The organism is Siccirubricoccus soli (genome assembly GCF_024178315.1).
GTDB classification, from domain to species: Bacteria; Pseudomonadota; Alphaproteobacteria; order Acetobacterales; family Acetobacteraceae; genus Siccirubricoccus; species Siccirubricoccus soli.
In genome coordinates, this window is record NZ_JAMZIK010000223.1 from 1 (window position 1) to 11,644 (window position 11,644).

Below are 11,644 nucleotides of genomic sequence, written 5' to 3' on the forward strand. Positions count from 1 at the left end.
GTAGCGGGTGGCGAGAGCGCGCCACTCTTTCAGCCTGGCCCACAGGTTCTCGATCTTGTGGCGCCTGCGATAGGCGGCGCGGTCGAAGTGCTGCTGCCTCGGATGGGTGGGGTTGGCGCGCACCACCGGCAGCGCGCCGGCTTCCATCACCAGGGCAATCCAGGCGGCCGAGGAATAGGCGGCATCGCAGACGACCCGCCCGATGTTGCCCAGCAGGGCGGCGATCAGCAGCAACGCAGGAGCGACGCGCAACTCCGACGCCTGGCCTGGCCCGGGATCAGGGCGAAGCCGAGCGGGCGACCCTGCGCATCGCAGACCGTACAGGCCTTGGTGCCATAGCCGCCGCGCGAACGGCCAAGGGCCTGCGCCTTCGCCCCCCTTTGGCCCCGGCTGCCTTGGGGTGTGCCCGGATCGAGGTGCCGTCCAGGAAGACCTCGCCGAGGTCCGGTGCGCCGGCATCGCGCAGATGCGCGAAGGCACGCTCCCAGACCCCGGCCCGCGACCAGCGGATGTGCAACTGCGCCGCCTTCCACCAGGGGCCAAGCTCTGCTGGCACCGAGCGCCACTTGGCGCCGTTGCGCTGCCCCCAGATCACCGCCTCCACCGTCCGCCGCTCCTCAGCCAGAGGCCGCCCGGCCCCAGACCGCGCCACATCCAGCGCCGCCTTCAGCCGCGCCCACTCACCGTCGCTCAGGATCGCCATCCCAAGACAACGAGCCAAACCCAATCGATTTCCCTAACAGCGCCTAGAGCATGCTGCGTTCTGCGTTCGCTTGCGCTCACGCAGCATGCTCTAAGCGACGCGGGCGCGGCTGGGGGCGAGGGGCAGGCTGAACAGCCGCTCCTGGCCCAGCAGGAAGGCGCGGGCGCCGCGAGGGAACAGGCCGGCCAGGGCAGGGTCGGTCACCGAGAGGCCGCCGGTATAGGCGCCGAAGGCGGGCAGCATCACCCGCCAGGCATCGGCGAGGAAGCAGGGCCGCGTGACCCCGCCGCAGCGCGTCGGCATGGTCGCCTTGGGATGGAAGTGGCCGGAGATCTCGCCGGGCGGAATGCGGCCGGGCCGGGCTTCGTGGCGGAAGACGAAGGGCGGTTCGGCCAGCTCCTCCACCGCCGCACCGGGCAGGCCGTCCGGCGCCACCGGGTCGTGGTTGCCCAGCACCCAGACCAGCTCCGCGCCGCCCAGCATGCGGGCCAGCGCGGTAGCCTCTGCCGGCGGCAGCCGTGCCGCGCCGGCGGCATCGTGGAAGCTGTCGCCCAGCGCCACGATGCGCGCAGGGCGCCAGCGCCGCAGCGCCAGCGCTAGGCGTTGCAGCGTCTCCCGCGAATCATAGGGCGGCAGCAGCCGCCCGGTGGCGGCGAAGGCGCTGCCTTTCTCCAGATGCAGGTCGGCGACGACCAGCAGCTTGCGCGCCGGCCAGACCAGCACGCCGGCCGGGTCCAGCATCAGCCGCTCCCCCGCGATATGGATCGGCGCGGGGGTCATGCGCGGGAGTCCTGCACGGTGGCTTGGCCTGTCGGGTTCAAAACCTCAGACCGGGGTCCGGGGCCAGGTCCTGGCCCCGGCGGGGGTTCGGGGGCAGCGCCCCCGATCTTTTTGTCTCGCCTCACGCCCCGCCCGCCGTCTTCATGCTCCGGATGAACCGCGATCTCCGTGGCCGGTCCCGGTGCCTTGGCTTGTCGACCACCCCGGCCCGCACCCGGATGCCCTCTGTCACGTCCGCCAGCACTTCGTTGAAGATCTCCGCCCCGTTGGTTGCCTCGGCCACCAGCGCCTCGGCCTCGGCCAGCAGCGCGTCCTCGGCGCCGCCGGCCACCCATTCCCGCCCTTCCTCGATCAGCGCCGGCACGGCCAGCGGCGAGACCTGATCCAGTCGCAGATGCCGGATGCGCCCTTTCGCCCGCGCCAGCAGCTTGCCGATGCGGGCCACGTCGGTCAGCCCGCCCGCCGCCTCCTGCCGCGTCGCCCGCAACAGGATGTGGTCCGGCTCATGCTTGCGCAGCACGTCGTAGATCAGGTCGGCATTCATGGTCATCTGCCGCGGGCGCTGCTCATGCCCCGGGTGGTTCTTCTCGATCAGCCCGGCGATGGTGGCGATGTGGCGGAAGCTGCGGCGGAGCATGGAGCTTTCCGCCATCCATTCCTCCAGATCCTCGCCCAGTATGTCCTCATCGAAGAGCGGCTCGACATCCGTGGGCTCGAAGGCGCTCCATGTCGCTATCACGTAATCCGTGGCGAGGTAGCCGAGCGGGCCGTAGCCCAGCCTTTCCATCCGCTTCGTCACCAGCATGCCCAGCGTCTGGTGCGCCAGCCGCCCCTCGAAGCAATAGGCGACGAGGAACCAGCGCCCGCCGCGCGGAAAGCTTTCCACCAGCAGCCCGTCCTTCTCCGGCAGGGCGGAGCGGGCGCGCTGCAGCCGCAGCCATTCCCGCACCGGCTCCGGCAGCAGCCGCCATTTGCGTGGGTCGTGCAGGATCTCCCGCACCCGCGCGGCCAGCCAGGTGCTCAGCGGCATGCGGGCGCCGGCATAGGCGGGGACGCGCGGATCGCCCTCGCCGCCGCGGGAGACGATGGCGCTCATCGCGTCCAGCGCCTCGAAGCGGAGCGTCTGGCCGGCGAAGATGAAGCTGTCCCCGGGCAGCAGGGTGGAGATGAACCACTCCTCCACCTCGCCGAGCACCGGCCCGCCGCGCAGCCGCACCTTCAGCAGCGGGCTTTCCACGATGGTGCCGAGATTCATCCTAAGCTGCCGCGCCACGCGCTGGTCCCGCACATGGACCATGCCCTCGGCATCGCGAAACAATTTGCGGAAGCGCTCATAGACTCGGAGGGCATAGCCGCCGTCCTCCACGAAGCGCAGCACGTCGTCGAAATCGTGCCGCGTCAGCGCGGCATAGGGGGCGGCGCGCGTGACCTCCGCGTAGAGGTCGTCCGGGTGGAAGGGGCCGGCGCAGGCCATGGCCAGCACATGCTGCGCCAGCACGTCGAGGCCGCCCGGGCGGGGTGGGTCGCCATCCAGCTCCTGGTGCCGCACCGCCTCCAGCGCCGCGGCGCATTCCACCACCTCGAAGCGGTTGGCGGGAACCAGGATGGCGCGGCTCGGCTCATCCATCCGGTGGTTGGCGCGGCCGACGCGCTGCAGCAGCCGGGCCACGCCCTTCGGCGCGCCGACCTGGATCACCTGGTCCACATCGCCCCAGTCGATGCCGAGATCGAGCGAGGCCGTGGCCACCACGGCGCGGAGCTTGCCGGCGGCCATCGCCGCCTCCACCTTCCGGCGCTGCTCGACGGTGAGGCTGCCATGGTGCAGGGCGATGGCAAGGTTGTCGTCATTCAGCCGCCACAGCGCCTGGAAGATCATCTCGGCCTGGGCGCGGGTATTGACGAAGACGATGGTGACCTTCGCCCCCCGCAGCCGCCGGTAGATCTCCGGCGCCGAGGCGAGGCCCATATGCCCGCCCCAGGGCAGGTGCCCCTCCGGCAGCATCACCTCCAGCTCCGGCGCCGCGCCGCCCTTCACCTGCACCAGCCGCACCGCCTCCGGCGCGCCGGTGGGGGAGAGGAAGGCGCGCAATGGCTCGGGGTGCGCCACGGTGGCGGAGAGGCCGACGCGGCGCGCCCCCGGCGCCAGCCGCGCCAGTCGGGCGAGGCCAAGGGCGAGCTGATCCCCCCGCTTGGTGCCAGCCAGGGCATGGATCTCATCCACCACCACCGCGCCGAGGCCGGCGAAGAGCGTCCCCGCCTCCGGCGAGGCGAGCAGCAGGAGCAGGCTTTCCGGCGTGGTCAGCAGGATGTTGGGCGGCGCCTCCCGCTGCCGGGCGCGGCGGTTCTGCGGCGTGTCGCCGGTGCGGGTCTCGATGCTGATGGGCAGGCCCATCTCCGCCACCGGCGCCGTCAGGTTGCGGGCGATATCGACGGCCAGCGCCTTCAGCGGCGAGACATAGAGGGTGTGCAGCCCCGGACGCGGCGCCTGGGCCAGCTCCATCAGGCTGGGCAGGAAGCCGGCCAGGGTCTTGCCGCCGCCGGTGGGAGCGATCAGCAGCGTGCTCTCCCCCGCCGCCGCCGCGCGCCACAATGCGAGCTGGTGCGGCCGGGGCGTCCAGCCGCGCCCGGCGAACCAGGCGGCAAAGGGTTCCGGCAATGTTCCCATGGAGTGCTACTATGTGACGGGGCAGCGAGGGTTTGGGAAGGGGCGATGCGTTAACCTTCCGAACAGGGGCGAGCGGTAACTCCTGGTTGTATTCGACCAGGAGGGTCCGCAATGCCACGTTCAGACGAGCCCAGCCCGGCCCGGGAATGGAACGGCACCGAACTCGCCTCGATGGCCATGGCTCTGGGCCTGACCGTCACCCGCGCGCCGCTGGACCCGCAGGCGACGCCGCCCTCGCTGCTGGCCTGGGTGGAGCGCGGCGCCATCGCGGCGGCGGGGGGCTTTCCGCCCTGTCGCTGATCCTGCTCCTCGGCGGGTGAAGGGCCGCTGCCCTGAACCTGCTTGCAGAGGGAACCGCCCCCTGTGCTCCGGATCCTGTTGCGGGCCTGCCGCCGGCCGCGGGCGCACCTGGAGCACGCAGCGGTGCCGTCCACGCCGCACTCAGCCCGAGCGGCCAGTTCCCCGCTCCTCGCAGAAGGCAGGGGTGGAGCGGTACACCTCCCGCCGGTATTTCGCGGCGTAATTGGCCAGCCGCAGCGGGCGGCGGAGCAGTGCCTGCGCCAGGCGTCGCCACAGGGACATGGGCTCGAGCGGCGACTCCCCCGTCCCGGTGTTGCGCAGCGGCCGCACTTCCACTTGCCCAGTCGCCGCCACTCCGGTGACCCGCAGGCCCGGCGGGTCCAGCACCAGGTCGAAATCGCCCAACTCCACTGGTAGCGGCTCTGGCGCTGCCTGCCAGATCGGCGCCTCAGGGGGCTGCCAATAGGCGGCGACGAGGGAGCGCAACGCCCAGAGGCTGCTGCCGCGCCCGGAGTAATTCTCCAGCAGATCCGGCTGCAGGGTCTCGTAGCCCTGGGTCACGGTGCCCCCCGCCAGTGCCCCGTGAGCAATGAAATGCGACCACACCGCATCCAGTGCCCGGCGGGCGAGGCCGGGCGGGATCGGCGGCTCCTCCAGCCCCGCGGCGAGGACCAGGGGGGCGGCGACTGCCATGCGGTAGCAGGCGCTGCGGCCGAAGATGGGAAAACCCCGTGGGGCGAAGAAATGGCTGTAGCCCGGCGCGAATTCCTGCAGCGCCCGCGCCGCCACCCCGGCATCCAATGCCGGGTTCACTGCCGCAGCGAAATGCAGCAAGTAGTGCATCTGCCAGGCATTGTAGTGGTCGATGGCGCCATTCACCCCGTCGGCGAACCAGCCCCCGCCGGCGGCAGCATGCAGGAAGGCCTCCCGATGTGCCCTGGTAGCGGGGCTGGCGGGCTGACCCCAGGCTTCCCGCACCAGCCCCACCAGCATCGGGCAGAGATGCCAATTGCCCTCATAGATTCGTCGCCCTTCCACACCGCCCAGCCAGGCGAGTAGTGCCGCCTGAGCAGGGGCGGGCAGGGTGGCGCGCAGCCGGTCCCGCAGCATCCAGGCGGCCAGCGCGACATCCGCCGCCTCGATGATGCGTTGGTCAAGATCGCCGATCGGGCCCCAGTATTCCGGCCCCTTCGGGTCGGTACCGGCGGTGAGGCCGGCGGCGAGATGGGCGAAGGCGTCGAAGCGACTGCCATCCGGCAGGGGAATATGGTCGCCGCGGTGCCGTACCCAGGCAGCGAGCAGCGGGGCGGCGCGGGCGAAGCCCTCCAGCGCCTCCACCCGCGTGCCGCGCGTGCCCGGCACCCCGGGGTAGAGAACCAGGGCACAGCCGGGGCTGCGATAGGCACGAATGCCGGCGGCGACATAGCCGAGGATCCGATCATAGTCCGCGTTGGCGAGGGAGGGGCGCCCACCCAGCTCTTGCCGCAGGGCAGGGTCGAGCGACAGCAGGGCGGGCGCCGGGTGCACCCGGTGGAACCAGCCCTCGACGCTGCCGACGACCGCACCGGCCCAGTGCCAGAGCGCGGCGCCGAGGGCGAGCCCGGCGGCCAGCGCAGCCCAAGCGGACCAGCCGACCAGCAATGGGGCCAGGCCGGCCAAGGCAAGGCCCGTGGCTAGGCCCGGCCAGCGCTGCCGGGTGGCCGAGACGAGACGGGGCAGTATTCGCATGCGGAATCCTAGTGGAGTGCGGCACACTAGCCCGAAGACGAGGCCGGAGAAACTCGGTTCCGCTGCGGAATGGCGCCCGCCCGTCGGCTCACCCGGCCGCCAACTGGGCCAGCCGGTCCAGCAGGGGCAGCACCTCCTCCCGCGTCAGGTCGGGCACTTCCAGCAGCACCCTATCCACCCCGGCGGCGCGGTAGGCCTCCAGCGTCTTCGCCTCGGCCGGGGCGCGGAACACGGTCATGGAGAGGCTGGCCGGATCGCGCCCCGCCGCCTCCGCCGCCCGCGCCAGCCGGGTCTTCGCCACCGCCGGGTCGAAGCCCGCCCCGCCGCGCGGGATCCAGCCATCGCAATAGGCGGCGATGCGCTTCAGCGTGATGTCGGTCTCGCCGCCCAGCAGGATGGGCGGGTGCGGCTTCTGCACCGGCTTCGGGTAGGACCAGCTCGGCTCGAGCTTCACGAATTCGCCGCTGAAGCTCGCCACCTCCTGCGTCCACAGCGCCTTCATCGCCAGCACGCGCTCGCGCATCAGCTTGAAGCGCGTCTCGTAGCTGGCGCCGTGCTGCGCCATCTCCTCCTTGTTCCAGCCGCCGCCGATGCCGAATTCGAAGCGCCCACCGGAGAGCATGTCGAGGCTCGCCACCGCCTTCGCCGTCACGATCGGGTCATGCTGCGGCACCAGGCAGATGCCGGTGCCGAGGCGCAGCCGCTTGGTCGCCGCGGCAGCGAAGGCCAGCGCCACGAAGGGGTCATGGGTGTGGGAATAGCGCTTCGGCAGTTCCCCGCCGCCCGGGAAGGGGGAGAGGCGGCTGACGGGGATATGGGTGTGCTCGCAGACGAAGAGGGATTCGAAGCCCCGTTCCTCCAGCGCCGCGGCCAGCTCGGCCGGGGCGATGCCGTAATCCGTGGGGAAATGGAAGACGCCGACGCGCATTTCGCTCTCCTGCGCAGGGGCGTAGGACACGCCCTGGGGAGGGGAGAGTGGGCGGCGCGGCAGGCGCTGTCGAGCGGCCGGCGGGGAGAGGGGCGCCGCAGCAACCTGGGGCCGGTGATGGCGTTGCGGCGCCGCAAGATTGGAGATTGCCATGGAGTTTCCCAGGCTGACGCGCCGCTTGGCCCTGCTGGCGCTGCTGGGCGGCGCGCCCCTTGGCGCGGCCGTGGCCCAGCCGCCGCCGCCGGGCTGGTGGTGGGAGGACTCGCGCCATCGCCGCGAGTATGAGCGCTGGCGCGCTGCGGAGTGGCGGCGGCGGGAGCGCGAGGCGCGGCGGCGGCGGCGCGAATGGCGCCGCGAAAGCTGGGAAGAGGAGCGGGAGCGCGAGGCCTGGGCGCGGCGGCAGAGCTGGTATCGCTGATCCCTTGAAGCCGCTGGCGCGGCTGTGTGGAGGCGCCCTGTTTCCGGCGCCCGGGCGTTCCAGGCCAGGCGGAATCGCCTGGCGGCCTGACATCTACCAGGGGGCGAGCCAGGGCAGCGTGCGCTGCTCTGGCACAGCCTGCCGTAGGGAAGCCAGGGCAGGATGGCGGCCAGCGCCGGCCGCGGGCGGGACGCCGATGCGCGCCCTGGCGTCCCGATGATGGGCGGGCCTACCCGGCCGGCTGCATCGTGCCGAGGACGCTGGCGGCCAGCGGGTTCGGGCCGAAGCGGTTGGGCTGCGGCTCGCCCCTGGTGCAGTACCAGACCAGCAGCAGGACGATGCCGAGCAGCGGCACCAGGGCAATCAGCATCCACCAGCCGCTGCGGCCGACATCGTGCAGGCGCCGCACCGTGACGGCGAGGGAGGGCAGGAGCAGCGCCAGGGAAACGGCAATGCCGAGCAGCCCGACCAGTACATCCGGCAGCACCACCCCCAGCACGGAGATGACGATCTGGATCAGGATGCTGAACAGGAAGAAGAACCAGAATTCGGACCGGCTGGCCCGCCCGCTGAAGCTGGCATAGTTGCGGAGGCAGTTGCTGACCGCATCCTGGAAACCCATCGTTCGCTCCCGTGAATGCCAGGAGCATAACGGGCCGTTGCTTTTCCCACGGTAAACATCGGTGGCCACCGACCATATCGGCCGGGCGTCACGGCCACCGGTTCGATTGTCTGGCGCCCGGCGCAGCGCCAGCCCCGGCGTCACGCGGCAACGCCGTGGGGATCAGTGGAAATCCCGGCTCGGCGGCAGCTTCACCAGCGGGTCGCCGCGCAGATCGGGGCGCGTGACCTCATCGGCGCGGGCCAGGGTGCGGCGCCAGGGCGTCTCCGCCGGCACATCCAGCGCCGCCAGCGCGTCCAGCCGGACGGAGCGATCGGTCAGCCGGTGCACGATGAGGTGGATGATCGGCACCTCCGCCTCATGCCGCTCCACCCGCCCCTCCGCCACCACCAGCCGGGCCGAGACCACGGCGGCGCGGAATTGCTCCACGCGGGACTGGTAGAGCACGAGGTTGGCGGTGCCGAACTCATCCTCGATGGTGAAGAACACCACCCCCTTGGCGCTGCCCGGCCGCTGCCGCACCAGCACCAGGCCCGGCAGCCGCAGCCAGGCACCGCGCCGCACCGCCTGGAGCTGGCGCGTATCCGCCAGCCGCGCCGCCTGAAGCTGCGGCCGCAGCAGCGCCAGCGGATGCTGCCGCAGGCTGAAGCCGGTGCTGGTGTAGTCCAGCACCACCGTCTCCCCGGCCGTCACGGCGGGCAGGGCAGGGGGCGGCTCCAGCAGATCGCCCTGCAATGGCGCGGGCGCTTCCACCGCCGTCGCCTCCCACAGCGCGGCGCGGCGGTCCAGCCCCATGGCGCGGAAGGCATCCGCCGCCGCCAGCGCCTCCACCGCACGGCGGTCGAGCGCGGCGCGGCGGATGAGGTCGGGCAGGTTGCGCGCCGGGCGGGCCTTCGTGATCCGCTCCGCCGCCTCCTGCCCCAGCCCCTGCACCAGCCTGAGGCCGAGGCGCAGCGCGAGCTTGCCATCCGCCGCCCGTTCCAGCGTGCAATCCCAGTCGCTGGCGGTGACGTCGATGGGCCGCACCTCCACCTCGTGGTCCCGCGCATCGCGGATGAGCTGCGCCGGCGCGTAGAAGCCCATGGGCTGGCTGTTCAGCAGGGCGCAGGTGAAGGCGGCATGGTGGTGGCATTTCAGCCAGGCGGAGGTGTAGACGAGCTGGGCGAAGGAGGCAGCATGGCTTTCCGGGAAGCCGTACTCGCCGAAACCCTCGATCTGACGGAAGCAGCGTTCGGCGAATTCTCGCGGATACTCCTTCTTCACCATGCCGCTGACGAACTCATCGCGGAAGCGCGAGACGGTGCCCTCATTGCGGAAGCTCGCCATGGCGCGGCGCAGCTCATCCGCCCTGGCCGCGGAGAAGCCGGCGCCGATCATGGCGATCTGCATCGCCTGCTCCTGGAAGAGCGGCACGCCGAGCGTTCTTTTCAGCACGGCCTTCAGCTCCTCCGAGGGATAGCTCTCGTCCTCCTCGTTGTTCTTCCGCCGCAGATAGGGGTGGACCATGTCGCCCTGGATCGGGCCGGGGCGGACGATCGCCACCTCGATGACCAAGTCATAGAATTCGCTGGGACGCAGCCGCGGCAGCATGTTCATCTGCGCCCGGCTCTCCACCTGGAAGACGCCGATGGAATCGGCGCGGCGCAGCATCTCGTAGGTGGCCTTGTCGTCCTGCTCCACGCCCTGCAAGGTCAGCGCCGGGCCGCCATGCCGCGCCACCAGCTCGAAGCCGCGGCGCAGGCAGGTGAGCATGCCGAGGCCGAGCACATCCACCTTCAGGATGCGCAGCGCTTCGATATCATCCTTGTCCCATTCGATGGTGTGGCGGCCCTGCATCGCCGCCTTGGTGACGATGGCCAGCTCCGTCAGCTTGCCGCGGGTGATGACGAAGCCGCCGACATGCGTCGCCAGGTGGCGGGGGAAGCCGGTCAGCTCCTCCGCCAGCTCGCAAGCCATGGCGAGGCGCGGATCCCCCGCCGCGCTCAGCCCTTGCTCGGCGGCGATCTCGGCCAGGCTCCTGTCGCCCCGATTCCAGACGGATTTCGCCAGCCGCCCCGTCACATCCTCGGACAGGCCCATGGCCTTGCCGACCTCGCGGATGGCGCTGCGGTGGCGGTAGCGGACCTGCGTGGCGGCGATCGCGGCGCGGTCGCGGCCATAGCGCTCATAGATGTGCTGGATGATCTGCTCGCGCCGCTCATGCTCGAAATCCACGTCGATATCGGGCGGCTCGTTGCGGTTCTCGGAGATGAATCGCTCGAACAGCAGCTCGTGCTTGTCGGGCGGGAGGGCAGTGATGCCGAGCACGTAGCAGACGGCGGAATTCGCCGCCGAGCCGCGGCCCTGGCAGAGAATGCCCTTGTCCTGGGCGAAGCGGACGATCTCCTGCACCGTCAGGAAATAGGGCGCGTAGCCCATGCGGCCGATCAGCGAGAGCTCATAAGCGAGCTGCCGCTGCACTTTCTCCGGCACGCCCTCCGGCCATTTAGCAGCACCTGCCTCCGCCACCCGGCGTTCCAGCGTCTGCTGCGCGGTCAGGCCGGGCTCAAGGATCTCCTCCGGATATTCATAGGCGAGGTCGCGCAGCGAGAAATGGCAGGCAGCCAGCACGCGCTGCGTCGCGTCGATCGCCTCCTCATGCCCGGCGAAGAGGCGGCGCATCTCCGCCGCCGGCTTCAGATGCGCCTCGGCATTGCGCTCCGCCGCATAGCCCAGCGCCTCCACGGTGGTGCCGAGGCGGATGGCGGTGACCACATCCGCCAGCCGCCGGCGGTCCGGGTGATGGTAGCGCGTGCCGCCGGCGGCGAGCAGCTTGGCGTCGGCCGCGCCCGCCATGGCGGCGAGCAGGTCCAGCCGCTTGCGGTCATCGCCCCGCGCCCGGTGCTGCGCGGCGCAGAACAGCGGCAGGGCAAGGCGCGGCCGCAGCGCCGCCGCATCCCGCCGGAGACGCGCGGCAAAATCCGCATCCGGCTGCTCCGGCGGGACCAGCGCCATGACGAGGCCAGACGCGGCCTCGATCACCGCCTCCCGCGCCAGGGGACATTCGCCCCTGGGCGCGTTCATCCGGGCGGTGGAGAGGAGGTGGGAGAGGCGCCCATAGGCGGCGCGGTCGCTGGGCCAAGCGAGATATTCATAGCCCTCCACCGGGCCGAGCCGCACGCCGGGGAGGAAGCGGAGCCCCGCTTTCCTCGCCGCCACCATGCCGCGCACCAGTCCGGCGAAGCTGTTGCGGTCGGCAATGCCGATGGCGGCGTGGCCGAGCGCCTGCGCCTGCTCCACCAGCTCCCATGGATGCGAGGCGCCTTCGAGGAAGGTGAAATTGGAGAGGGCGGCGAGTTCGGCGAAGCCGGGGGTCATCGGGGGCTCTGCCCCCGAACCCCCGCCGGGGAGGATACTCCTCCCCGGACCCCGGTCTGAGTTTTGGATCCGTGGGTCGAACCGCTCGGACTCAAACTCATGGTTTCCAAAGGCCCTTCGGCCTTTGGCGGGAGGGGTTGGGC

General features: G+C 71.3%; 10 protein-coding genes. 2 read left to right on the forward strand and 8 right to left on the reverse strand.

The features are described 5' to 3' along the window. The 4 genes from NJ376_RS26790 to NJ376_RS26805 form a co-directional block, all read right to left on the reverse strand. A partial coding sequence (locus NJ376_RS26790; RefSeq protein WP_256476624.1) for a transposase occupies positions 1 to 324 on the reverse strand: 324 nt, incomplete at its 3' end. Beyond that, positions 278 to 703 (reverse strand): transposase, encoded by a 426-nt coding sequence (locus NJ376_RS26795; RefSeq protein WP_252956421.1) that lies wholly within the window; start codon positions 701 to 703, stop codon positions 278 to 280. The genes NJ376_RS26795 and NJ376_RS26790, both read right to left, overlap by 47 nt. 90 nt (positions 704 to 793) lie before the next feature. Beyond that, positions 794 to 1,483, reverse strand: coding sequence for a ligase-associated DNA damage response endonuclease PdeM (gene pdeM, locus NJ376_RS26800; protein WP_252956422.1), 690 nt, complete (start codon positions 1,481 to 1,483; stop codon positions 794 to 796). Positions 1,484 to 1,604: 121 nt separating this feature from the next. Continuing rightward, positions 1,605 to 4,148, reverse strand: a complete 2,544-nt coding sequence (locus NJ376_RS26805) for a ligase-associated DNA damage response DEXH box helicase (protein ID WP_252956423.1) — start codon at positions 4,146 to 4,148, stop codon at positions 1,605 to 1,607. Positions 4,149 to 4,259: 111 nt separating this feature from the next. On the opposite strand from NJ376_RS26805, the gene NJ376_RS26810 reads away from it, so the two are divergent. Next, positions 4,260 to 4,448, forward strand: coding sequence for a hypothetical protein (locus tag NJ376_RS26810; protein WP_252956424.1), 189 nt, complete (start codon positions 4,260 to 4,262; stop codon positions 4,446 to 4,448). 141 nt (positions 4,449 to 4,589) lie between these two features. Here the strand turns inward: NJ376_RS26810 and NJ376_RS26815 are convergent, their stop codons facing one another. Continuing rightward, positions 4,590 to 6,176: a DUF2264 domain-containing protein gene (locus tag NJ376_RS26815; RefSeq protein ID WP_252956425.1), complete on the reverse strand. Its 1,587-nt coding sequence runs from the start codon at positions 6,174 to 6,176 to the stop codon at positions 4,590 to 4,592. Positions 6,177 to 6,264: 88 nt separating this feature from the next. Then, the gene (locus NJ376_RS26820) at positions 6,265 to 7,104 is read right to left on the reverse strand and encodes an LLM class F420-dependent oxidoreductase (RefSeq protein ID WP_252956426.1); all 840 of its coding nucleotides are present in this window, start codon (positions 7,102 to 7,104) and stop codon (positions 6,265 to 6,267) included. A 151-nt stretch (positions 7,105 to 7,255) separates the two neighbouring features. Here NJ376_RS26820 and NJ376_RS26825 point away from each other — a divergent pair, with 151 nt between their 5' ends. Next, positions 7,256 to 7,522, forward strand: coding sequence for a hypothetical protein (locus NJ376_RS26825; protein ID WP_252956427.1), 267 nt, complete (start codon positions 7,256 to 7,258; stop codon positions 7,520 to 7,522). Between the two features lie 229 nt (positions 7,523 to 7,751). Here NJ376_RS26825 and NJ376_RS26830 read toward each other — a convergent pair whose 3' ends face one another. Then, a complete protein-coding gene (locus tag NJ376_RS26830; RefSeq protein ID WP_252956428.1) occupies positions 7,752 to 8,144 on the reverse strand; it encodes a DUF805 domain-containing protein in 393 nt (130 codons plus the stop codon). 162 nt (positions 8,145 to 8,306) lie between these two features. After that, positions 8,307 to 11,501 (reverse strand): error-prone DNA polymerase, encoded by a 3,195-nt coding sequence (locus NJ376_RS26835; RefSeq protein ID WP_252956429.1) that lies wholly within the window; start codon positions 11,499 to 11,501, stop codon positions 8,307 to 8,309. Positions 11,502 to 11,644 lie beyond the last annotated feature (143 nt).

What these genes read in the sequence shown, in the direction of transcription:
- NJ376_RS26795 (WP_252956421.1), bottom strand. Translation starts at nt 703, where the DNA reads ATGGCGATCCTGAGCGACGGTGAGTGGGCGCGGCTGAAGGCGGCGCTG.
- pdeM (WP_252956422.1), bottom strand. Translation starts at nt 1,483, where the DNA reads ATGACCCCCGCGCCGATCCATATCGCGGGGGAGCGGCTGATGCTGGAC.
- NJ376_RS26805 (WP_252956423.1), bottom strand. Translation starts at nt 4,148, where the DNA reads ATGGGAACATTGCCGGAACCCTTTGCCGCCTGGTTCGCCGGGCGCGGC.
- NJ376_RS26810 (WP_252956424.1), top strand. Translation starts at nt 4,260, where the DNA reads ATGCCACGTTCAGACGAGCCCAGCCCGGCCCGGGAATGGAACGGCACC.
- NJ376_RS26815 (WP_252956425.1), bottom strand. Translation starts at nt 6,176, where the DNA reads ATGCGAATACTGCCCCGTCTCGTCTCGGCCACCCGGCAGCGCTGGCCG.
- NJ376_RS26820 (WP_252956426.1), bottom strand. Translation starts at nt 7,104, where the DNA reads ATGCGCGTCGGCGTCTTCCATTTCCCCACGGATTACGGCATCGCCCCG.
- NJ376_RS26825 (WP_252956427.1), top strand. Translation starts at nt 7,256, where the DNA reads ATGGAGTTTCCCAGGCTGACGCGCCGCTTGGCCCTGCTGGCGCTGCTG.
- NJ376_RS26830 (WP_252956428.1), bottom strand. Translation starts at nt 8,144, where the DNA reads ATGGGTTTCCAGGATGCGGTCAGCAACTGCCTCCGCAACTATGCCAGC.
- NJ376_RS26835 (WP_252956429.1), bottom strand. Translation starts at nt 11,501, where the DNA reads ATGACCCCCGGCTTCGCCGAACTCGCCGCCCTCTCCAATTTCACCTTC.